The 21,289-nt window shown below is 66.2% G+C and carries 25 protein-coding genes and 1 riboswitch; of the genes, 8 read left to right on the top strand and 17 right to left on the bottom strand.

Annotated features, from left to right (window positions below; all coding sequences use genetic code 11):
- Nucleotides 1–3: 3 nt before the first annotated feature.
- The 9 genes from RN01_RS02695 to RN01_RS02735 are packed head-to-tail and all read right to left on the bottom strand — an operon-like array spanning nt 4 to nt 7,721.
- Nucleotides 4–2,880, bottom strand: coding sequence for a conjugative transfer ATPase (locus RN01_RS02695; RefSeq protein ID WP_039016604.1), 2,877 nt, complete (start codon nt 2,878–2,880; stop codon nt 4–6).
- A complete protein-coding gene (locus RN01_RS02700; RefSeq protein ID WP_003821115.1) occupies nt 2,880–3,320 on the bottom strand; it encodes a TIGR03751 family conjugal transfer lipoprotein in 441 nt (146 codons plus the stop codon). Before RN01_RS02700 ends, RN01_RS02695 begins: the two co-directional genes overlap by 1 nt.
- Nucleotides 3,301–4,719: a TIGR03752 family integrating conjugative element protein gene (locus tag RN01_RS02705; protein ID WP_003821113.1), complete on the bottom strand. Its 1,419-nt coding sequence runs from the start codon at nt 4,717–4,719 to the stop codon at nt 3,301–3,303. The genes RN01_RS02700 and RN01_RS02705 overlap by 20 nt, the downstream gene beginning before the upstream one ends.
- The gene (locus RN01_RS02710) at nt 4,709–5,626 is read right to left on the bottom strand and encodes a TIGR03749 family integrating conjugative element protein (RefSeq protein ID WP_039016605.1); all 918 of its coding nucleotides are present in this window, start codon (nt 5,624–5,626) and stop codon (nt 4,709–4,711) included. Before RN01_RS02710 ends, RN01_RS02705 begins: the two co-directional genes overlap by 11 nt.
- On the bottom strand, nt 5,623–6,315 hold the full coding sequence (locus tag RN01_RS02715) for a PFL_4703 family integrating conjugative element protein (RefSeq protein ID WP_003821110.1): 693 nt from the start codon (nt 6,313–6,315) through the stop codon (nt 5,623–5,625). Before RN01_RS02715 ends, RN01_RS02710 begins: the two co-directional genes overlap by 4 nt.
- Nucleotides 6,312–6,722 carry a TIGR03750 family conjugal transfer protein gene (locus RN01_RS02720; protein WP_039016606.1) on the bottom strand — a complete coding sequence of 137 codons (411 nt, stop codon included), beginning with the start codon at nt 6,720–6,722 and terminating at the stop codon, nt 6,312–6,314. The genes RN01_RS02715 and RN01_RS02720 overlap by 4 nt, the downstream gene beginning before the upstream one ends.
- Before the next feature lie 12 nt (nt 6,723–6,734).
- Nucleotides 6,735–7,094 carry a TIGR03745 family integrating conjugative element membrane protein gene (locus tag RN01_RS02725; protein ID WP_003821107.1) on the bottom strand — a complete coding sequence of 120 codons (360 nt, stop codon included), beginning with the start codon at nt 7,092–7,094 and terminating at the stop codon, nt 6,735–6,737.
- A 16-nt stretch (nt 7,095–7,110) separates the two neighbouring features.
- Nucleotides 7,111–7,344, bottom strand: coding sequence for a TIGR03758 family integrating conjugative element protein (locus RN01_RS02730; RefSeq protein WP_003821106.1), 234 nt, complete (start codon nt 7,342–7,344; stop codon nt 7,111–7,113).
- A complete protein-coding gene (locus tag RN01_RS02735; RefSeq protein ID WP_003821105.1) occupies nt 7,341–7,721 on the bottom strand; it encodes an RAQPRD family integrative conjugative element protein in 381 nt (126 codons plus the stop codon). The genes RN01_RS02730 and RN01_RS02735 overlap by 4 nt, the downstream gene beginning before the upstream one ends.
- A 208-nt stretch (nt 7,722–7,929) precedes the next feature.
- Between RN01_RS02735 and RN01_RS02740 the strand changes: the two genes are divergently transcribed.
- Nucleotides 7,930–8,859 carry a hypothetical protein gene (locus tag RN01_RS02740; protein WP_039016607.1) on the top strand — a complete coding sequence of 310 codons (930 nt, stop codon included), beginning with the start codon at nt 7,930–7,932 and terminating at the stop codon, nt 8,857–8,859.
- Nucleotides 8,860–8,905: 46 nt separating this feature from the next.
- On the opposite strand, the gene RN01_RS02745 is transcribed toward RN01_RS02740, so the two are convergent.
- From RN01_RS02745 to RN01_RS34240, 8 genes are all read right to left on the bottom strand, one after another.
- Complete coding sequence (locus RN01_RS02745; RefSeq protein ID WP_003821103.1) at nt 8,906–9,667, bottom strand: TIGR03747 family integrating conjugative element membrane protein; 762 nt, start codon at nt 9,665–9,667, stop codon at nt 8,906–8,908.
- Entirely contained in the window at nt 9,664–11,856 is a 2,193-nt protein-coding gene (traD, locus tag RN01_RS02750; RefSeq protein ID WP_039016608.1) for a type IV conjugative transfer system coupling protein TraD, read from the bottom strand. The genes RN01_RS02745 and traD overlap by 4 nt, the downstream gene beginning before the upstream one ends.
- 4 nt (nt 11,857–11,860) lie before the next feature.
- Nucleotides 11,861–12,400, bottom strand: coding sequence for an integrating conjugative element protein (locus RN01_RS02755; RefSeq protein ID WP_039016609.1), 540 nt, complete (start codon nt 12,398–12,400; stop codon nt 11,861–11,863).
- Nucleotides 12,397–12,987, bottom strand: a complete 591-nt coding sequence (locus tag RN01_RS02760; RefSeq protein ID WP_039016610.1) for a transglycosylase SLT domain-containing protein — start codon at nt 12,985–12,987, stop codon at nt 12,397–12,399. The genes RN01_RS02755 and RN01_RS02760 overlap by 4 nt, the downstream gene beginning before the upstream one ends.
- Nucleotides 12,969–13,694, bottom strand: coding sequence for a TIGR03759 family integrating conjugative element protein (locus RN01_RS02765; protein ID WP_039016611.1), 726 nt, complete (start codon nt 13,692–13,694; stop codon nt 12,969–12,971). Before RN01_RS02765 ends, RN01_RS02760 begins: the two co-directional genes overlap by 19 nt.
- Nucleotides 13,695–13,708: 14 nt before the next feature.
- Nucleotides 13,709–14,350, bottom strand: coding sequence for a hypothetical protein (locus RN01_RS02770; RefSeq protein WP_039016612.1), 642 nt, complete (start codon nt 14,348–14,350; stop codon nt 13,709–13,711).
- Nucleotides 14,347–14,946: a PilL N-terminal domain-containing protein gene (locus tag RN01_RS02775; RefSeq protein ID WP_039016613.1), complete on the bottom strand. Its 600-nt coding sequence runs from the start codon at nt 14,944–14,946 to the stop codon at nt 14,347–14,349. The genes RN01_RS02770 and RN01_RS02775 overlap by 4 nt, the downstream gene beginning before the upstream one ends.
- Nucleotides 14,947–15,149: 203 nt before the next feature.
- Nucleotides 15,150–15,824 carry a hypothetical protein gene (locus RN01_RS34240; RefSeq protein WP_182570818.1) on the bottom strand — a complete coding sequence of 225 codons (675 nt, stop codon included), beginning with the start codon at nt 15,822–15,824 and terminating at the stop codon, nt 15,150–15,152.
- A gap of 495 nt (nt 15,825–16,319) precedes the next feature.
- A riboswitch (Fluoride riboswitch) is annotated at nt 16,320–16,392 on the top strand.
- A gap of 59 nt (nt 16,393–16,451) precedes the next feature.
- Here RN01_RS34240 and RN01_RS02785 point away from each other — a divergent pair.
- The 7 genes from RN01_RS02785 (at nt 16,452) to RN01_RS02815 (ending at nt 21,286) form a co-directional block, all read left to right on the top strand.
- Complete coding sequence (locus RN01_RS02785) at nt 16,452–17,834, top strand: voltage-gated chloride channel family protein (RefSeq protein ID WP_233270701.1); 1,383 nt, start codon at nt 16,452–16,454, stop codon at nt 17,832–17,834.
- The gene (locus tag RN01_RS02790; RefSeq protein ID WP_048935054.1) at nt 17,831–18,226 is read left to right on the top strand and encodes a hypothetical protein; all 396 of its coding nucleotides are present in this window, start codon (nt 17,831–17,833) and stop codon (nt 18,224–18,226) included. Before RN01_RS02785 ends, RN01_RS02790 begins: the two co-directional genes overlap by 4 nt.
- A gap of 2 nt (nt 18,227–18,228) precedes the next feature.
- Nucleotides 18,229–18,618: a fluoride efflux transporter CrcB gene (gene crcB, locus RN01_RS02795; protein ID WP_039016614.1), complete on the top strand. Its 390-nt coding sequence runs from the start codon at nt 18,229–18,231 to the stop codon at nt 18,616–18,618.
- A gap of 10 nt (nt 18,619–18,628) precedes the next feature.
- Complete coding sequence (locus tag RN01_RS02800) at nt 18,629–18,952, top strand: DUF190 domain-containing protein (RefSeq protein WP_039016615.1); 324 nt, start codon at nt 18,629–18,631, stop codon at nt 18,950–18,952.
- 41 nt (nt 18,953–18,993) lie between these two features.
- Complete coding sequence (locus RN01_RS02805) at nt 18,994–19,281, top strand: hypothetical protein (RefSeq protein WP_039016616.1); 288 nt, start codon at nt 18,994–18,996, stop codon at nt 19,279–19,281.
- Between the two features lie 68 nt (nt 19,282–19,349).
- Nucleotides 19,350–20,633 carry a phosphopyruvate hydratase gene (gene eno / locus RN01_RS02810; protein ID WP_039016617.1) on the top strand — a complete coding sequence of 428 codons (1,284 nt, stop codon included), beginning with the start codon at nt 19,350–19,352 and terminating at the stop codon, nt 20,631–20,633.
- 35 nt (nt 20,634–20,668) lie between these two features.
- Entirely contained in the window at nt 20,669–21,286 is a 618-nt protein-coding gene (locus RN01_RS02815; protein WP_039016618.1) for a histidine phosphatase family protein, read from the top strand.
- The last annotated feature ends 3 nt before the right edge of the window (nt 21,287–21,289 follow it).

The raw sequence follows: 21,289 nt of genomic DNA on the forward strand, positions 1-21,289 counted from the left end.
GGTTTACGACAGTTCCAGGGCCGGCGACTCGATGCCGCGGGCCTGGTCGATCTTCTCGGCCACCTTGAAAGCCGCTTCCAGTTCGGTGCAGCCGTACTGCTGCATGAGCTGGTAGCGTTCGGCCTTCTCCTCGGGTTCTGTCTGCGCGAGGGCGAGGTACAGGGACGGCGGCACGGCGCGGAACAGCACTTCCATGCTCTTGGAGAGGATGACGCCTTCGGTGAATTTCCCCGCTTCCTTGCGCGCCGAAAGCATCAGCGCCTTCTGCGCGGGCGAGAGTTCGCGGAACCGCGCGATCTTCTCAACTTCATCGGGCGGCATGCTGAGACAGATCCACCACTCGATCATGTTGAGCATGGGCTCCGCGGCGCGCGGCAGGTCGTCGATGTTCTGCGTCGCGAGCCAGAACCAGGCCCCCAATTTCCTCCACATCTTTGTAATTTTCACGACGTAGGGCGCGAGCAGCGGGTTCTTCGTGATGATGTGGCCTTCGTCGGTGACGTTGATGATCGGGCGTCCCAGGTATTGGTCGCGCTCGGCGATGTTGTTCACCGTGCTGATCAGGCTGATGTAAGCGATGGAGAGCTGCGCGTTGTAGCCCTCGCGGGCGTATGTCGCGAGGTCAACCAAGGTGATGTCGGCTTCGGGCCACGGCGTGCCGTCGCGGTCGAACATTTCGCCGTCCGTGCCTTGACAGAACATGTCCATCGCATCCGCCATCTCCAGCAGCCGCACGCGGCGCATTTCGGGCAGCGTCGGGTCCTGGCCGCGGGCGCGCAACGCGTTGCGCACGTCGCGCGTAAGCACCGTGCGTTTGTCGGCCACGCAGTGCTCGGCGGCGTCGAGGATGCACTGACGGATCAGCGAGCGGTCAGCCCGCGTCATCCGGGCTTCCTCCTTGTCCTCTCCGCCCGTGATCATCAGCCGCGCCGTGATCTCCAGTTCGCCGAGCACGTCGCGCTGCTCGTCCGCCTCCATGGCCGAGGCATCTGGTGGCGGGTCTTCATCCAGCGCGTCGGCGTCGAGCGTCTGCACGTCGCTGGGCGTCTCGATCAGCCGACGCGCGTCTGCGAATGGCGCGAGGCTGATGCCCGAACCTGGGGCCAGCTTGACCCGGTTTACCGTCAGCCCGAGCATGCGTGCGAAGTCGCTGAACAGGCCGAAGCTGTTGCCAGCCTCCACGATGAACAGCCGCGGTCGGTAGATGGCCGTGACCTGATTCAAGAGGTTGTTGAGCGTGGCGCTCTTGCCGGAGCCGGTGGGGCCGAACAGGAACAGATGGGCGTTCATCTGCCGATCCAGGCGGCTGAGCGGGTCGAAGGTGATCGGCCCGCCACCGCGGTTGAACATCGTGATGCCCGGGTGCCCCGTACCTTGAGCGCGGCCCCACACCGGCGACAGGTTCGCCGCGTGCTGAGCGAACATCAGTTGGGTGTACCACTTGCGCCGATCCTGGCCGGGGTTGTAGCAGCATGGCAGCCACCGCAAGTAGCTGTTGAGCGGCGCCACCTCGTCGTCCTCGCGCACCGGCTGCAAGCCAGCATTGAGCATCACGTTCGCCAGGTCCAGGCCGCGCCGGTCCAGTTCCGCTTCGTCGCGTCCGCGCAGGTAGAATGCCAGCGTCCCCCGGTAGAGCTTGTGTGCGCTGCCGATGAGGGAGCGGGCTTCCTGCACGTCCTTCAACGTCTGCTCCGACGCCAGCGTCTCGCCCACGGCCTTCTTCGCCAGGTGGTTGAGATCCGCTTCCAGGACATCCTGCGGCGTGGCGACCATCGTGAGACACAGCAAGGTGTCTTCCGGCATCTGGTCGAACAGCGTGTTGATGGCATCCCCTTTGCGGGTCTCGCCGGTCAGGTGTCCGGTGCCGGGCGGCATGCGCAGCCGGTCGGTGATCAGCACGCGGTGCGGCATGCCGTCGAAATACCAGGTGCCGTGCTCCACGTCGGAGCGTGGCTGGCCGAAGAACAGCCGCTGGCTGAAATCCCGCCCGCTCGCCAGCTCGATTTCGCCGGCCTCGCTTTCTTCGGTGCTGTCGGGGTAGCGCGCCAGCGCGTAGAAGCGCTCCCGGTCCTCTGCACTCGGTCCAAGCATCGCCGGGCGCGGATTGAACCATCGCAGCAGCCAGTCGTGGACGTCGGCTGCGACCATGCGCCGTGCCTGGATGCCGGCGTTCGCCAGGCCGCCGCACAGGCGGTCGCAGACGATGTTCAGCATCTGCTCGGGCGTCTGGCCGCGGCGGCTTGCCTGCCCAGTTGCACGGCGATAGATCACCATGCGCACCCGCCGCGTCTGGCCGCGCCAGCGCAGCCGCGTGACCACCGTGTCCTCGAACAGGCCGCCCGGCTTGGCGACCGCGCGCAGGTGGTGGCCGAAGAAGCGCAAGTAGAACTCGGTGAAAGCGGTGCCGCGGGCACGCGGCTGCACGTAGTCGCGCAGGGTCTGCATGTACTGGTCGAAGCTGGGCTCGTCCTGGGCATAGAGCTGGAGTACCCAGGGGTTTTCGTCCAGCTCATCGAACGAGTCCTGGAGCGCGTTCTCCAAGGCATCGCGGGCATGTGCGAGCCAGCCGGGCTCCCGCCCCTCGGTGCCCAGCGGCACCAGCTCGTAGAAGGCAGCGACCGACTGCCCATCCTCCAGCAGCATGGACTTCGACTGCGGCAAGAACTCCACCCAAGGCAGCAGTTCCGCGAACGACGGCGCGACGTCGTACAGCGCCTGCTCGTCGGCTACCGTCGCCGGCCTGCGGCCCTGGACCGCTGCGCCGGGTTCAGGGACGCCGGCCTGGCGCAAGGCCTCGACGTGGCGCTGCCAGCCGTCCGGCTTCTCTTCGTCGCCGGTGCCGGATGCGGCCAGCTTCGGCCAGGGAAGTTCACAGCGCATCAATAGTCCTCCAGCCGTTCACCGGGCATGGCGTACTGCACGCGCTGGTACAGGGGGAAGACCGTCGTGTAGCCCGGAACCGGCACGGGGTCCGTGCCCGCCAGGTGCGGGTACACATACATGACGAGATCGGGGTTGGGCAGGCGCTGGAACTGGCGATAAACCTCGTTGCGCGCCGTGCGCGTGTAGCGCATCTGCTCGACGGGCGCAGCCTGCACATCGGCGTCGGTCAGCGGCCGGCGCAGGCTCTGGCGCGCGTCGAGCAACTGCCGGCGCGCGACCTGGCCGGTGCCACTGCCGCCGCCACCCGTTTCCTGCTGCCAGATGTCCATCATGGTGCGGTCGCTATGGGTCAGCAGTTCTTCCTTGCTGGTGGCGCAACCGCTGAGCACGGCGACGGCCGCGGCCAGCGCGAGGCCCTTAATCGAGTTCGAGCGCATGGCTTTCTCCTGCACGGTGATCGACGCGCCGGCCTTCGGGGTCGTGATCGATGGCCAGCGGCTTTTCGAGGTGGACGGCGACCTTGGCGCCTGGCTGCACATAGACGGCGGCGAAAGCCTGTCCGTAGAGCTTGTTGACCCAGGTCGACATGTCCCGGACGCCGCCCGCGAGGATCTGGCCGACTGCTTCCTTGCCGCTGATGCCCACGGTGCCGATGGCGCCGTCCGAGCCGACGTAGGACATGCGGCCGCTGTCGCTCTCGATGAGCGAGGCCACGCCGGCTCCGGCCGCGGTGATCAGAGCTTGCGACCCGAGGTACTGCTGGGCGTTGCTGCGCCGTTCGCCGCTGACGCACGGGATGCCGTGCGGGTCGCTGATCCAGCCCAGGCCGTCGCGCTGCTGGTTGTTCTGCTGGTTGCCTTCGCGGTCTTCGGGAATCGTGCGGATCGTGCCGTCGTTGAAGACGAAGGTGATGCTGCGAACCTGGCCGCGCACGCACGAGAGCGTCCAGTCGCCCGATGCGGTTCCGGAGAACACCGCGCCGGCCACGTCGGGAATGTCGATGCCGTTGGCAGTCAGATTGTCCGGCCCGACCAGCACCTTGAAGGGGTACGGATCGTTCACCGTCCCGTCGATCGGCACGCGCCCAATCAGCGCCGTCATCGCCACGGAGCCCATCAGTGTCGAGTTGGTCGGCACGGTATAGACCGGCTTGGCGCTCTTGACGCCTGCCGCACCTGCGCCGGCGTTCGCCACGGTTTCCGCGGTGGTTTCCAGTGTGCTTTGTGCCGGGCCGAAGCTCGTCGGGAAGCTCATGCCGCTGCCTGCGCCACGACTGCCATTGCGGCCCTCGGCCTTCTTCGCGTCGTCCGGTTCGACCCAGCGCATGCCGCCTTCCATGCCGGCCTCGTCGCCGCCGCGCAGCCCCAGGCCCACCGGCAGATCAGCGTGACCGCCGCCGCGCCCGCCAATGCTGTCCAGGCGCCGCTGCAGGTCGGCGAGCAGCCCCTCGGTCTGCTGGCGCGCGCTGGCCGCCTGTTCCTGGTCGCGGCGCAGGTTGGAGCGCTCGGATTCGAGGGCCGAATTGATGCGCTGATCAATGGAGTTCTCCCGCTGGCGCAGCCGCTGGTTTTCCTCGCGCTGCGACTTGTTGTCGGTCAGCGCGGTCTGAAGCTCGGTGCGCAACTGTTTCACCTGGGCGACGAGCGTTGCCACGGTATCGCGCGGGGTATCGCCTTCGATGCCCAACGCCTTCATTTCCTCGGGCGTGAGCTTGGAGCCGGCATCCGCGGCGGGCGGTGCCGACGTGCTTCCGCCGGAGAACAGCCGGATGGCAACGAACAGCACCAGCAAGGCGACCGGGATCATCAGCCACTTGAGCAAGCCGTTACTGCGCATGGCGGGCCTCCTTGCCGTCGTCGGCTTCCGCTTCCGGCTGCGGCAGGAGCGCAGCCGGGTCGAAGCGGTGGATCGCCGGCAGCAGCGATTGCGCGAGGCCGTGCCCGCGCGTCACCAGGTACAGGACGGTCGTGTCCTCGGGCGTCCCGCGCGGGCCGAGCGCTTCGTGCTGGAAGGTGGCGGTGAGGAAATCGCCTTGCAGCACGCGCGGGTCGAGCGTGACCGAGCCGCTGCTGCTGTTGGTCAGACGCACGGCGGTGACCCACTGGTCTTCCAGACGCCACGACGCGAGAGCGACCGCGCGCACGGGCAGCGTCGGCATCAGCGTGCCGAGGTCGAGGCCACGGCGCAGGTTCACCCGCATGACGCCCGGCAACGGCTCCACGGTGCGCAGCGGCGCGTAGAGGTTCTGCGCGGCAAAGCGCGTCAGGACGACCGGAACCGGCGTCTCGCGCCGCGCTGCCAGCGTACCTGCCTGATCCTGGGCGCGTGCCGGGGCCTCATCGGCACCGCCTGGCTGATCGCCATAGCGCGCCGGGGTGCTGCTGCCCTCGACGATGCGCACCGGCTCCAGCTCGGCTTCGCCGTCCTTGGGCGGCTCGGCCGCGATGTCGAGCAGGATCAGCGCGCCCGTGTCGGCGTCCTGCAATTGCAGCCGCGTGGGCTCGATCGGCTCGCTGGCGCGCAGGTACACCGCGCCACCCGCGCTCTGCACGCGCAGGCGCTCGCCAACGCCCGCAGGCACTCCCACGCGGACGTTCCGATCGATGAACACGATGCGCTCCTGGCCGACTTTCAGCGGCACCGCGAGCGGCATGCGTTCCCAGCGCAGAATCTCCACAGCATGGGAGACGGGTGCCGCGGCCGCGGCCAGCAGCCCCAGCAGCACGAGTACAGGATGCTTCATGGGGTGTTTCCTCCTTGGGGCGCTTGCGGAGACAGGCCGCCAGGCGCCGGGCGCGTCGGCTCCGGGGCGCTGATGCGCTGGGGGGCACCGTCGTAGCAGTCCAGCGCCAGGCCGAACGGGTTGCGGGCGGGGTCAACGTCCACCCGCGTGACCTTCACCGGGTAGCGCACGAGCGCGCGCTTGACCTGCTCGGCGCCGTAGTACTCGTCGGCGGTGATGTCGAGCGTCACCACCCAGTCGCGGTCGGAGACCACGCGCACGCGCGCCGTGGGGTCGTCGCCGTAGCCGCGGCCGGGTATTTCGTAGATGCCGCGCACGCGCTGGCGCAGTTCGCCCGTGCTGCGGCGGTAGTCGTAGTCCGCGCGCAGGAAGGCCTGGCAGGACGGGGTGAGATACGGCGAGAGCGTATGGAGGTTGCGCGGGTAGTCCTCTTCGCCATTCGTCGGCCAGCGGTTGAGGGTCTGGAACACGTAGAACGTGAACGCATAGACCGATTCGGGCGGCACTTCCCACCACTTTCGGGTACTGCCGGAGCGCAGATCGGGCGGGACGTGGATGGTCAGGTCGCGCGGCGCGCTCCACCAGCCGCCGCCCATGACCAGGGCGACGATGACCAGCGCACCGGCCCCCAGGCGAAGCGTCTTGATGTGCGCCTGCAGGTGGGTGATCTCATTCTTGAAGCGGCTCATCGTGCTCCCCTTGAGGCAGACCTTCGGGTGGACCAGAAGCCGGAACGCGAGATCAGCACGTGGCCGCCTACCCATCCCGCCATCAGCGGATGGCGCGTGGCAATGCGCCATTGCAGTTGCCGGTACAGCCAGGTGTCGGGGCGCCCGCGCTTGAGGCGGCGCAGGATGCCGCCGCCGATGAAGACGCCCAGGGCCACGCCCAGCACGACGAACGTCGGCGCGATGGCGATCGTGCGGAACACCCAGGACAGAGGCGCGCCGACCAGCATGCCGGCGGCGCCGGACAGGCCGCAGCAGATCCACAGTTCGTCGGCGGTGAGGCCGCGCACGACCATGGGGTGGCGGTTGAGCCGGTGCGGAAGGAACGTGACCGTCCCGTCCGCACGGACGTGCTGCTGCTCGGACATACCGGCCTCGCCTTACAGGATGCCGGTGGCTTCGGTGAGCAGCCAGATGCCGATCACGAGCAGCACGGCACCGATCGCGACGGTGAGGCCGAACTGGCCCCAGGTCTTGCGGCCGGTGTGGATTTCGGCGTAGGTGCCGTAGGCGTGGTAGCAAACGCCGATAAACATCGACGCCACGACCAAGAGGGCCACGAGCATGATGATGTCGTAGCCATAGTTCCTGATCGTTTCCATGATGCCGTTGCCAGTGCCGCGGGTCGGGTTTTCCAACTGCGGCAAGCCTTGCGCGAACGACAGCGCGGGCAGCGCGGCGGAGCCCAGTGCCACAGCGGCGCGCTGGGCAAGGCGGGAATGGAGGATGCGGTTTTGCATGGTCGTGCCTTTCAGGTCAGGAGAGGAGGAAGAAGCTCAGGACGAGGTACATCGCGACGAAGCGGATGCAGACGCCGAGGAACTGGCGCTGGTTGAGGCGGCTCTCGGACCACCCCACGTAGGCCGTTCGGATGGCCCAGACGCCCCAGACGAGGAGCACCGCGAACACGGCGCCGACCAGGACGGTCGCCATCGCCGAAGGCGCGATGCCGCTGTTGGCTTGAAATGCCGAGACCTGGGCGCCGTTCATGGCTTGGCTTCCGTAGTCGTCGGCGATGGCGAAGCGGACCGCTCGGTGCGGTAGTCGCTGGCCAGTTCGGAGGGGTCGCGCGGCTGGGCACGCGACGGTGTGAGATGGGCCTGGATGCCGGCGCGCACGCGCGCCAAGTCAGCCAGCAACCGCGGGTAATCGAAGTGGTAGCGCTCGCCCGGCTGGATGGGGGCACGCGCGGCGCTGTCGGCGACGGTGCGCTCCAGCGCGTCGAGTTGGCGCAGCGCGGCGACCAGCTCCTGGCGCTGTGCGGGGGACTCGGCCAACGCCATCGGGGACTGACCCAGCAGCAGGGCCGTCACGAGAAAAATGGGCACGCCGCGATGCGCGGCGCGCTGCCAGATCGGAGCCAACATCGCGCCATTCCTGTGTGATCAGAATAGTGCGATGGTGGAGTTCAGGGTGACTGCAGGCAGCAAACAATAGGAAACTGCGCTGATCGGTTTGATTGGCAGCGTGCGTCCAGTTCGCTCAGGGAGTGGTCGTCAGGCCAGAATTCAAGAAGGGAATTTCCACCGGCCGCGTGGCAAAATATCAACGCTCTTACAAAGATCCAGGATAAAAATGCAAGGACTGACCTTTAGAACTGATCAAGATTTTGAGGAAATTTGCTGCTACCTCATGAGGGACTGGGTCGCGCGGAATATGAGGTATGACGTGCAATTCAGAAGATACGGCGGAAATGGGCAAAGGCAGCATGGCATTGACATTTTTCCTGCCGTTGGCGGCTACTCAGTGTTTGGGCAGGCAAAATTTGTTAATCAACTAAACTCTACAGACGTTACGGCTGAGTTGAGTAAGACCGATTCCTTCCCTGAGCCGATTGGTTGTTATGTGATTTTCACAACGGCAAATCGCCATACCAGCATAAATCATCATCAGTTCCATGGCACTCAACACAAAAGGCTGGATGGATCGACTTTTCCGGTTCACGTGGTCTATTGGGGTGAAATTTCTGATATTAGTTTTATCCCACAAGATGTCTGTAAGAGAATTTTCCCATCAGCATTTCAAGTTGCCAGGAGCGCATTAACGCCTCAGCAGATGGCGGATTCCATAGCCACACTTCAAAATATTGTTCCTTCATATTTCAGGTCTGACTTTCTCGACTGGCTCGAAACATGGGACTTTTCATGTGGTTACATTCCATCTGTGCATTATGACGCCGTGGACAATCTTTACATTGAGTTGGATCGGGTAGGATGGGGAATGAAGGGTGTCAATGATTTTTTATATGCCCAAGGTCGCATTGACTTATCTCGTGCGCTTCCGGCTGGCGATGCCTTCTTTTATGCTCTCACTGAGTTTCGAGATTCAATATATAACTACATAGCTTTTGTACGCGGACAGGATGGGCAGGGCTACGTTACATTGCAAGGAATGGATGGGCGCGGCGCAACAGATTTCCCAAAGATTACAGAGCAGTGGAGCATGAGGGCGCGCCATTTGGCCAATATGTATCGCGAGAAAATCCTTGGTCAGCAAATTCAATAAATAAGAAATACTGAATGAGTTGCCTAATGATCTGGTTTCTCTGTCATCACAAGTATTTTTTGAAGCTGCCCGCAGTCAGGCTCACGGCCAGTCCCAGCAAGGCTGCGCTGGGCAGCAGGATCAGCAGTGGATGCACAGAGATCGGCAAGGCCAGGTACGTGACCCACGGCAGCACGGCCAGCGGCATCAGGCTCGCCTTCGCGCGGTGGTAGATGAAGCCGGATTCCCGGCCTGCGCCGAACCGGCGCACGTCCCGCCGCACAAGACCGTCGATCAGGCCGACGAACGCCGCGGTGCAGATCAGCGGCAACGTGAGCACCAGAACCAGCAGGCGCACCAGAAACGTGAGGGTGGTGAAGGCCGCGGCAATCAGGTAGTTCTCGGTCCAGACATAGACCTGGCTGATGTAGTAGCGAAAGTTGCGCCCCCCGTCCTGGATCCTCCCGTGGCTCGGCGCGCGGGCGCGCTCGGCGGTCTGGCTCATGCGCTCCAGCAGCCCGGAGCGAACGAATACCCATTCGTAGCCGGTATCCACCAGTTCGTGCGCGGTGCGCCCCGGCTCCTGCACGACGACGCTGCGCGTGAAGTGGCTGGACAGGTGCCCCAGTTCGTACTGCAACATCTGCTGCGAGTGCCGCCAGCCCTGGTCCTTCCAGAACAGGTGCATGCCGACGCACTCCACGACGATCGAGAACAGCAGCGAGCCGATCAGCACCCCGAGCAGCCGGAACGGCAAGGTGATGGTGCCGACGATCAGGCCCTGGCGCTGGTTCTGCTCCCGTTGTGCAGTCGAGGCGGCGTCCTTCATGGCGAGGCCTTGTTGCCGGTGTCCTCGTCGGTGGCAATGGCCACCGCGGGAGGTTCGGCCGCAGCGGCGTCATCCAGCAGGTCGTCGGGCAGGCCCGTGTCCTGCAAGGCGGGGGAACTGGTGAACTCCCACCACTGCGTCGCTTCGCTGTAGCTCTGGCGCATGTACCCGGCCAGTTGCTGCAAGTCTGCCGGCATCACTTCGTCCGGGTCCGGCGCCGGCAGCGGCATGCGCACTTTCCAAAGCTGGCCGCCCTGCAGCAACGCGAAGCACTGGCCTTTCGGCAGGCCGACGACGTGCGACGGCTCGATCATCGGCACGCTGGACATGCTGATGCGGTCCTGAGTGTTCGACGTGAAATCCGTCGCCCCGCGAATGTCCGAGCTGTCGGTCGCGCCGCTGACGATGGTGGTCGTATAGACCTCGACCTTCGGCAATTGCCGGGTCAGCAGTTCGGCGGTCGCGGTCTCGCGCACGCGCAGCATGAACAGGTTGTTGAAATTCCCGATCACCTGGCCTGCCTTCGCGCGGTTGCCGATGCGGGCCTCGATGTCCGACAGGGTCTGCGTGTACGCAGTGACTTGCAGGCCGGCACCGCCGCCCTTGTTGATCAGCGGGATGAACTCGTCGCCCATCAATTCGTTGAACTCGTCGGCATGGACGTTGATCGGCACGCGCGCACCGGCCGATGCGCCCGGCAGGCCATCGTCGATCCCATGCTTGTAGATATGCCCGGCGACCGACACGAGATCGCTGAACATCGAGTTGCCGACCGCGGTGGCGACCTCGGCGTCGGAGAGCGCATCCAGGCCCACATAGACGATGGCCCTCTTACGGATGATCTGCATCCAATCGAAGATCGGCCTGGGGTCGTTGAGGTCGGAGTAGTTGGGGGCCAGGAGCTGCGAAATCTTGCCGCTGGTGAGCTTCTCCAGCAGCGGCAAGAGACTGGCGACGATCTTGTCGAAGTACGTCTTGTCGTAGCGCACCGCAGAGCGCAGGCCGTCGAGCACCGGGTCGTAGTTGCGGGCTTGGGACAGGTACTGCTCCAGTGCCACGATGCGCTTTTCCCGCCCGATCATGTTGCGCGGGATGTTCTTCTCGTTGATCTTGGCCTCGATCTGGACGATCACCTCCCAGGCCTTGGGCTCGGTCTTGGCGAAGTAGTGCTGGGCGTACTCGATGAACAGCGCGTCGATGTTGATGACGTGCCGCTGGATCAGCATGTAGTCCGGGCGCTGTCCCAACTCCACCAACGCGCGCGCAATGATGTTGACGAAGCGCCAGGCGAACTCGCGGAACGCCGCACTGTTGCCTTCGCCGGAAAGCTGACCCGCAACGCGGGTGGCGACTTCCGATATGCGCCCGAAACGCCCCACGGCGTTGTAGCGCGCGGAAATATCCGGCCAGCCCAAATGAAAGACGTAGAACTCGCCTTCGCGGCCCGCGCGCTTGGCCTCGACGTACATCCGCTTCAGGAGATCGGCATCGCCCTTGGGGTCGATGACGATCACCACCTCGTGCTCGCCCGCGGCGTTCACGCGCCGGATGTCCTGGGTCACGAACAGTTCGGCCAGCCGGGTCTTGCCGACGCGCGTGGTGCCCAGTACCAGGGAGTGGCCGACGCGCTCGCCCAGCGGCAGGCTGACGTCCACCTCTTCGGGTTCGATGCCCTGCAGGCGCGGCAGACCGCCCACGGGCGGCAGCGGCCGCACCGGGTTGAAAGGCACGTCCCAGCCGGTGAGTTTCGACAGTCGGGACAGCGGGAACGGCGCGAACTCCAGCCGTTCCTCCAGGCGCCGCGCCAGCCGGTACGCGGGTGTCGGTTCGACGTAGCGGCGGAACTCCGGCCGGTACGTCTGCATCAGCCTATGGGTGTGCTTCTGCTCCCACAGGAACCCGCGCCCCACAAACAGCCGTTGCTGGCTGACCGGCACGTCCTTGCTGGTCATCACGTAGCGCGGCAGCCTGCGGATGTTGCGCCGGTAGCGCAGGATGACGCGGGCATCGCGGTAGCGGATGGCGCCGTAGGCACCGAACGCCAGCGCACCTCCGACGCCCATGGCGGGGCTCAGCGCGAGCGACCACGGGGCCACCAGGGACAGAAACGCGGCGCCTGCACACGCCGCGACGGTATATAGCTCCACCGCTGGGCGAAGCAGCACCTCGACCGGCTGTTTCCCCGACATGGCTTCATTGCTCGATGCCGGTGGCCGTGATCAGCACCGGGTAGTGCCGCAGGCCCAGGCGCTCGGCCAGGTCATCGCCGGACACGGGCGCGAGGGGTACGCCGGGCACCAGGGCGCGCAGCCGCGCCAGGCCCTGCACGGTCTCGACGTTGACCACCAGGCCGACCGCGCCGCGCTCGCGCAGCGCTGCCGCCTGGCGGCGCATCCAGGCCCGGGAGGTTTCGTCGTCGCCGACGACCACGAAAGGCCGAAGACCCGGAGCCTCGATGACCCGCCGCGCGACGGTGCCGGGCGCGAGCTTGGCGCTGCGTACCGGCAGCATTGCGGCCTCGCCTGCCGGGGTGGCGGGAACCTGGGTCGTCGGGATCGGCGGCCGGGCCGGCCCGTTGGCGCGCGGCTGGAGGTTCAGGGCTTCGTAGTACGGCAGCGCCGACGTGCCGCCGCGGTCTTCGACCACGATCAGCGGCTCGCCGGCAAGCGAGGCCAGCGGCAGACTCGCCAGCAGCACGAGCAGGCCTCGTAAGGCCAGATGGGATGTCGTCATGGGGATGTCTCCTGGCGCGCGGCGAGGACCGCGGCGGTTGGGCGCGGGCCCTGCACGCGGGCAAGGTGGCGGGATACGCTGCGCCGGTAGCGGGCGGCAGGCTCACCCCCGGCAGGACGGTGGTAGCGGCCGATCGCCAGCAACCAGTCCTCGCCGGGGGTGTGCTGCTCCCGCAGGATCTCGGCGGCGATGGCGAGGTTGCGGTACGGGTCTAGCAAGTCGCACGCGCTGGTGTAGCGCTGCTGGTGGTAGCCGAGGTTGATCTGGCCCAGGCCCGCGTCGATGCGCGTGTGCGGCGTGGAGCGCATTGCCCGCTGCAAGCCCGCGCAGGCGTCGGCACGGGTCGCGTAGCGGTGCGACTGGCCGGCGACATTAAGGGACCACGGCCACGGAACGATGCGCCCGTGGCGGCGGATGCCGCTCTCTTGCAAGGCCACGGCGTAGAGCACCGTCGAGGGGATGCCAGCGCGCTGCGCGGCGAGCTGATAGGCCGGTGGCGGAACCTCCTCGGCCTGGGCAACGCAGGCGCAGAAGCCGGCGATGAGCACCAGTGCGCGCAGGAGAGCGGCTACGGCTGGCGCTGCCATTGGCCGTTCACCTCGCGCACGACCGCCGGCAGATCGCCGGGCACCCCCAATGTTAGCCAGCGACCGCCGTCGTGGTTGAGCGTGATGCTTCCGCTGCGCACGCGTGCCGGATCGACGTTCGCGCGCTTGGCCCAGTCGCGGATGCGCGCGTCATCCTGGCGGCTGCCGACCATGTACAGGTCGAATTCGGCGCCCGTAGATTGCAGGCGCTGGACGAGCTGGCTGCAGGCCACGCAGCCGTCCTTGACGAACACTGCTGTGCGGCCGGAGCCGCGCGTGGCGCCGGCGACCGGCTTGTCGTCCGGCAGGTTCACCCGCTGCATTCCGGGGTTCAGGCGCTGCCAGGCCTCGTCGTAGGCGCGCTGATAGGCAAGCAGCTTCTCGACGCGGCGCGCCTCGACCTGCACCTGCAGTTCTGCGTAGCGGCGCCGCTCCTCGTCGGTGCGGGCCTCGATGCCTAGGGCCGACAGCGGGTCCAGGTTGGGCGAGTAGATGCCCAGCGGCCCGTCCATCAGTTCGCGGTAGCGCGCCCACTCCTGCGGTTGCAGGCCCCAGTCGCTTGACACCCGGCCGTCCAGAGCGCGTGCGGCCAGCGGGCGCTCCTGGCTCTGCGCATTGCGGGCCGGAGCCGTGGCCGGCTGCTGAGCCCACGCGGGAAACTGGGTGGATGCCAGCAGGAGCGCGGAAAGGACGATCGATGGCTTCATGCGCTGTACTCCGGTCAGGGAATCGCCACGCGGCGGGTCTGGTCGCCGGCCTGGAACACCGCGGTGTTGCCCTCGACGGCCTGCAAGCGCCACGGGCCGACCGCATCACCTGGCAGCAGCACTTGAAGCTGGTCGGGCGTGAAGTCGCCACTGCTCGGCGCGACGGACACGCTGCGCTCGCCGGCACGCAGTTCGGCACCCACGATGCGGAACGGGAGCGGCGGTGGTTCGGGCTTGGCGGTGGGCTTGTTCCCGCTGCGCGGCTGGGCGGGTGCAGCGGCGCGCGCAGCGGTCTGCCGCGTCTTGACTTGCTCGACTTCGGCGCGCAGCGCCTGAAGGTCGGCGGCGGCGGCATAGTCGCTCAGCGATTGCTCGACCTGGGCGGCGCGTGCCTCCAGGATTTGGCGCGTGTCCTTGAGGTCCGCCGCCGTGGCGACGGCTGGACGCTGCTGGATGGCCTCGACGGTCTCGGCCAGGCCCGTCGCCAGCGCTTCGAGGCGTTGCAGGCGGGAATTGAGGCGATCCTGGTCGGCCTGATCGTTCATGGCCTGGTAGCCGAGGGCAATGAGGACACTGAGGCCGATCAGCCAGAGCCACATCAGGCTCTGCACCACCACGGCGGCGGTTGAGCGCTGGGCGGGCTGCGGGCCGTTCATGGCTGGCCTCCCGATGCCGCGGGCGCCAGCGGAAACGTCTGCACCGCCTCGTTGGCGGGCAGCGCGGGTGCCTTGTCGGCGGTCATGCTGTCGTTGGGACGCTCGAAGCAGATTTGCCGCGCGCGGTCATCCGCGTGCAGTTCCCAGGCCGGACCAGCAAGGGTGAGCAGCGCTTCGCGCAGGGTCATGGGGCCTAGGTGCAGGTGCGCCGCCGGCAGCGGCAGTGCGTACAGCTCGACCACCGCGTGCGCCGTCTGGCACAAGCCGTAGCCGCTGCGCTTGAGCACATGCCGTAGCCCGTCGCCGACCGTGGCGCGGGCATCCTCGGGCATCGACACGTCGATGGTCTGCAAAAGCAGGTCGCGCTGCGCTGCTGTCGGTGCCAGTTCCACGAGGGTGTAGCGCCCGTAGCGCACGACGGGGATGTATTCGGGCGCCTCGGATGCGGGCGCGGCCGAGGATTCCTCGATTGTGTCGGGCGCGACCGGCGCGCTCGTCGTCGCGCAGCCGCCAGCCAGCACCGACCAAAGGAGGCCGAGAAAACCCGCCAGCAGGCGGCGTTCGGGGTGGTGAAACCAGGGTGGTGAGGGGCACATGGCGCGTCGTCCTGAAACATCGAGCCCTCACCATCGCCGCTGCGTGAGGTTGCGACAGCAAACAATGCGAAATGAGGGCCGTCCGATTTCCTGGCGCCGACCAAAACAAACGGCCCCGAAGGGCCGTGGGCATAGAAGGTCGGTCGCTGGGGTGCATCAGGCCAGACGCGACATCGCAGGGAATCGATCGACGTGGCGCATCCTCATCGGTTGAGGCGGCCCAGTGCAACCGTTCCGGTCAGCATCAGGACGACAGCCAACCCTAAGCCCAGTACCGGCGAGGTCATCGTCCATACGGTGCCTACGACCGCACTCGACAGGAACTTGGCGCTGCCATCGACGGTGCCCAGCGCTCCGTAGCTCATAGTCAGCGCTTGCGGTTCGATCATGCCCGCGGCGACCGTGGATTCCAGCGCCTCCTGCATCGCCACGTAGAGCCCCGCGGCCACAAAACTGGTGGCGAGCAGCGGCAGGCTGCCTATGCCCAGGCAGAAGGCGAGTGCCGCCAGCACAGCAGTGGCCGCGCCCAGCGCGTAGCCCGCCACCCATAGCGGCAGCGGGCCGATGCGATCCGCCCAGGCGCTAACCGGATAGGAAGCCAGCACCTGCACGGCGTTGCGTCCCACGTAGAGCAGCCCGGCGACCTGTGTCGCATGCATGATGTCGATCGAGGGCGCCAGCAAGTGCGTGGCGGCCAGGATCAGCAGGCTGTGCGAGAAGTTCCCCAGGCCAGACAACCCGACCGCGCAGAGGTAGCGTTTGAACCGTGTTGGCAGCTCGTGCAGCGCGCCGAAGAAGCGCAGGCCGGGATTGGGCGATTGCTGGGGGGCGTTCACGAGCGTCAGGAAAACCAGCACGGCCAGCAGGCCAGGGATCACGGACAGCCCGAGCACCACGCGGAACGGGCTGGCTACGTCGTCTCAATGCAGCGTCTGCGCCCACCCCAGCGCAGCCACGCCCAGCAGCTGCCCGGCGACCGCACCCACCGTATCCATCGCCCGGTGAAAGCCGAACGCGCGTCCAGGGGTCTGCGCGCTCACCGCCTGGATCACGATGGCGTCGCGTAGCGGCCCGCGCAGTCCCTTGCCGAATCAGGACAGCAACTGACCCAGGAGCAGCAGCGGCCATCCCACCGCCAGTGCGATGAAGACCTGGACGAGCGGAGTGAGCGCATAGCCGAGCAGGACCAGTGCTTTGCGATGGCCGAGCGAGGTAGCCCGACACCATCTTGGTGAAGCTGGCCACCGCATCGGCCGCGCCCTCGATTAGGCCCAGCGCCGCGGCCGGCACCCCAGCACCGCCAGGGAGCCCGGCAGGGATCCGAAGGGATTCACTGAAACTGCGCTCGACCATTTCGTCACGAAAGGGTATAGTGCGCGCTTGGAGATGGCGTTCCTCCTGGGAAACCGAACCGCAGCATTCGCTGCCGATGACGCCTACAGTTACCTGACCTTCTGTCGGGGCTGTAGGCGTTCACGTCCACATCTCTTGCATGGGTCAGCCCGATGGATTTCGAGCGAACCGACCCCATGCCTAATCGCCGTCTAGAACAGCTTGAGCTGCTGCCCTACGTGGGCAAGTGGCTTCTCATCGCCAGCGTTGTTGCCGTCCTGGCCGGCAGCGCCTCCGCCTTCTTCCTCGTCTCCCTCGATCATGCCACGGCCTGGCGCGAGTCCCACCCTTGGGTGATTTGGCTGCTGCCGCTGGCCGGCCTGGGCGTGGGCCTCGTGTATCACCTGCTCGGCAAGACGGTGGACGGAGGCAACAACCTCATCATCGACGAGATCCACGACCCCAAGAAGGTGGTTCCGCTACGCATGGTGCCGCTGGTGCTGGGCGGCACGGTGGTGTCACACCTCTTCGGTGCTTCCGTGGGCCGCGAAGGCACTGCGGTGCAGATGGGCGGCGCGCTGGCCGACCAACTCACCCACGTGTTCCGCCTGGAACATGAAGACCGACGCATCCTGCTGATGTGCGGCATCGCCGCAGGCTTCTCGTCGGTGTTCGGCACGCCCATGGCGGGCGCCGTGTTCGGGCTGGAAATCCTGGCCATCGGGCGCATGCGTTATGACGCCCTGTTCCCCTGCATGGTGGCGGGCATCGTGGCCGATCAGGTATGTCTGGCCTGGGGCGTGCACCACGCCCATTACGCGATCGGGCAGATCGTGCCGGTCGGCGCTTGGAGCGTGGTGGCGGTCGTGCTCGCCGGGGTCGTGTTCGGCATCGTCGGCATGCTGTTCGCCCGCGTCACTCACGCGCTCGGGGCGCGGGTCAAGCGGCTCATCCATTACGCACCCCTTCGGCCGTTCGCCGGCGGCATCGTCATCGCCCTCGCGGTCTGGGCGCTCGATGGCTACCAGTATATCGGTCTGGGCATCCCGGAGATCGAGCGCGCCTTCCAGGAGCCGATGCAGCCGTGGGATTTCCTTGGCAAGTTCGGCTTCACGGTCGCGTCGCTGGGCACGGGCTTCAAGGGCGGTGAGGTCACCCCGCTGTTCTACATCGGCGCTACCCTGGGCAACGCACTGGCGCCGATCCTGCAGATGCCGTTCGCTTTCATGGCCGGCATCGGCTTCGTCGCGGTGTTCTCCGGCGCGGCCAACACCCCGATTGCCACGACCCTGATGGCGATGGAACTGTTCGGTGCCGAGATCGGTCCGCTGGCGGCCATCGGCTGCGTCACGGCTTACCTGTTCTCGGGGCACACCGGCATTTACCACGCGCAGCGCGTAGGCCACAGCAAGCACCGCCGGCATCGGGCCGCTGTCCCTGAAGACCTGCGCATCGCCGATCTTGCCGCCTTCCTCAAGAAGCGCCGCGAAACCTCGAAGTCTTCCGCCGCAGATCCTGTGGCACTGCCCCCTGTCTCCAAGGAAAGCGTTGAATGAAAACAGACACGTCCCAGACCATCGCGGCGCTGCGGCTGTACTTCCCGACCGCAACCCGGGCCAAGGTCACCCGTTTCTGGCACCACCTGAGCGCGCCTGCACTGGCGCATCACCTGCTTACCGTGGCCAAGAAGGCCAACATCCTGCAGGCCATGCTGCACCGGGTCAGTTCGGGCTACCTGCCAGGAGAACGCTTGTCGCACCAGCACCCCGAACTGACGGGCATGCGGCACCCGGAATGCCTGGAATTGCTGGACACCGAGCAGCGGCTGCGGGCGTTCATGCACGAGCACGGGGACGAGTTGAAGAAGGTCCACGCCGTGCTGTTCCTGTGTGAGCTGCCGCTGTCGCACCTGAGGACCGCCTCCGGCAATGCGACCCGGGGCGTTTGACGATGAGCGGCGCATACGCAGTCCTGGCCATCAGCCTCGGCTCCATCATCGGCGCGCTCCTGCGCTACGGCCTGAGCGTGGCGATGAACGCCCTGGTGCCGCCGATCCCGATGGGCACCCTGGCATCGAACCTGATTGCGGCCTACATCGTGGGTTTTGCGATCGCCTACTTCGGGATGGCACCGGGCTTGTCGCCCGTGTGGCGCCTGTTCGTGATCACCGGGCTCGCTGGTGGTCTGTCCACCTTTTCCACGTTCTCGGCCGAACTGCTCACGCTGCTGCGCGACGGCCGCCTGGGCTGGTCGGCCGGCATGCTGGCGCTGCACGTGGGCGGCTCGCTCACGATGACGGCGCTGGGCATGGCGTCCGCATCCGCTACTCGCCAATCGTAAAGGAGACCCCATGAAAGGCTACCAACTGACATTCTTCACGGCGCAGGACCGCCGCCACGGGCACAAGCCCATCGGTGACTGGCTCCTGGAGTTCGCCAAGGACCATGGCGCTGTCGGCGGCACGCTGGTGGGCGGTGCGGAAGGATTCGATCACGTCGGCCGCTTCCACTCCGCGCACTTCTTCGAACTGGCCGACCAACCGCTGGCGGTGACCGTCTCCGTAGACGAAGCGGCCTGCCGGCGTTTGATGGACGCGCTGGCGCAGGAAGCGATCGACCTGACCTACGTGAAGGTGCCCGTCGAGTACGGACGCATCGGTCTGGGCGCGAAGTAAGCACCTTTGGCGCGACTCATGACTTGGTCCAGGAGACTGCCATGTTGAGGGTTTACAACCTGCCGCCCGAGCCGGGCATGCGCGATTGGCTGCGGGAAAACGGTCGGCTGATCGCTGCGCTCATCGCCTGGTCCGTCGTCATGGTGTGCAGTGCCAGCGTTGTCGCTCCCCTGAGCGACACGGAGTGGTACGCAGTGCGCACCGTGGAAAACGGCTTGATCTACGAACGCGCGAACGGCGAGCACGGCTGTCTGGCGCGCGTGGCTGCTGGCGACGCGATCACCTGTGGGCAGGGCAAAGACCTGACCGGCAAGCTGCGGGCTGATTGAAAGCGCGGGCAGATCCGGACACCAAGGCCACGCGTCCCGCCCGTCCAAGTTCAATTGCAGGGGGTTATATGGTTTCCAAGATAAAGATGATTCACGCGCGTGAAATCCTCGATTCGCGCGGCAATCCGACCATCGAGGTCGATGTGCACCTGAGCAGCGGCGTGATGGGACGCGCCGCGGTTCCGGCCGGAGCTTCGACCGGCATCCACGAGGCCGTCGAACTGCGCGACGGCGACATCCGGTGTTTCGACGGCAAAGGGGTCCGTGCCGCTGTGGCCCATGTAAACAAAGGCATTGCCGCGGTGCTGCTCGATGCCGACGCCTTCGATCAGGAGACGATCGACCGGCGGCTGCGGGACTACGACGGCACGGCGAACAAGAGCCGCATCGGCGCCAACGCGATCCTCGGCGCGAGCCTGGCCGTGGCGCGGGCGGCATCGCAGGCCGCCCAACAGCCACTGTTCCGACATTTGGGCGGACCCGAGGTCCACCGCATGCCCGTGCCCATGTTCAACGTCCTCAACGGCGGGGTACATGCGAACTGGCAGGGAGTGGATTTCCAAGAGTTCATGATCGCTCCGGTGGGCGCTTCGAGCTTTGCCGAAGCGATGCGCTGCGGTGCCGAGATCTACCACCGTCTGCGCGAAGTCCTTAAGGACAAGGGCCACTCCACCACTGTGGGCGACGAAGGCGGGTTCGCGCCGCCGCTCAAACGCAACAGCGACGCGGTGGAGTTGATCCTGGCGGCCATCTCGCGGGCTGGTTACGAAGCGGGAAAGGATGTCGTCCTGGCGCTGGACCCTGCATCGAGTGGGTTCTATCACGACGGGATGTACCACTTGCGCAGCGAAGGGCGCACGGTCACGGCCGAGGAACTGGTCGCACTCTACGTCGAGTGGGTGGCGCGCTACCCCATCAAGGTCCTGGAAGACGGCCTGGCGGAAGACGACTGGAGCGGCTGGGCGCTGCTGAACCAGACCCTGGGCAAGAAGATCGAACTGGTCGGCGACGACCTCTTCGTGACCAACGTCGAGCGCATTGAGCGCGGTATCCGCGAGGACGTGGCCAACGCGGTGCTGATCAAGCCCAATCAGATCGGCACGCTGACAGAAACCTTGTCTGCCGTCGCCTTGGCCTACAACGCCAACTGGGGTGCGATGGTGTCGCACCGCAGCGGCGAGACCGTGGACAGCTTCATCGCGGACCTGGCAGTCGCGCTGGACACCGGGCACCTCAAGACCGGCGCGCCTTGTCGCGGCGAGCGCGTCGAGAAATACAACCAGCTCCTGCGCATCGAGGAAGCGCTGGGAAGCGCGGCCACCTATGCGGGGACCCACGCCTTCGTCCGTTGATGTCTTGAAAACCTGTTTTTATGGAGAGTGAATGAATGACAAACGTTATCCTGACCCGTCATGGTCATGTGGACTGGATCGCGCCTGAGCGCTTTCGCGGGCGTGCCGAACTGCCACTTTCGGAGCTGGGAAAGCGGCAGGCTGAAGCGCTCGGCAGGCGCGTCGCAGAGGGCTGGAAGCCCGATGCCATCTACGCCAGCCCGCTCTCGCGGTGTGTTCACACGGGGGAGGCCATCGGCCGCGCCACGGCCTCGAAGGTGCACGTGCTCGAAGACCTTGCCGATACCGACTACGGTCAGTGGCAGGGACTCACGCACGAAGAGGTGCGTTCACGCTGGCCCGACGAGTCGCGTCTGTGGTTTGAGGCACCCGATCTTGCCGTGATTCCGGGTGGCGAGACGATGGCCGGTGTGCTGGGGCGCGCCATCAACGTACTGCGGATCGTGCTGCGCAAGCATCGGGACCAGACGGTCGTCCTGGTGGGCCACGACAGCATCAATCGCGTCCTGCTGCTGCATAGCCTGGGTCTGCCACTGTCGCGCTACTGGCGCATCAAGCAGGACCCGTGCTGCCTCAATGAGATCGAGCTGCAGGACACGGTGTTCACCATCCATCGTGTCAATGAAAGCCACCACACCGCGAGCCTCGCCTGACAC

This window comes from Cupriavidus sp. SHE, assembly GCF_000812445.1.
Taxonomy (GTDB): Bacteria; Pseudomonadota; Gammaproteobacteria; order Burkholderiales; family Burkholderiaceae; genus Cupriavidus; species Cupriavidus metallidurans.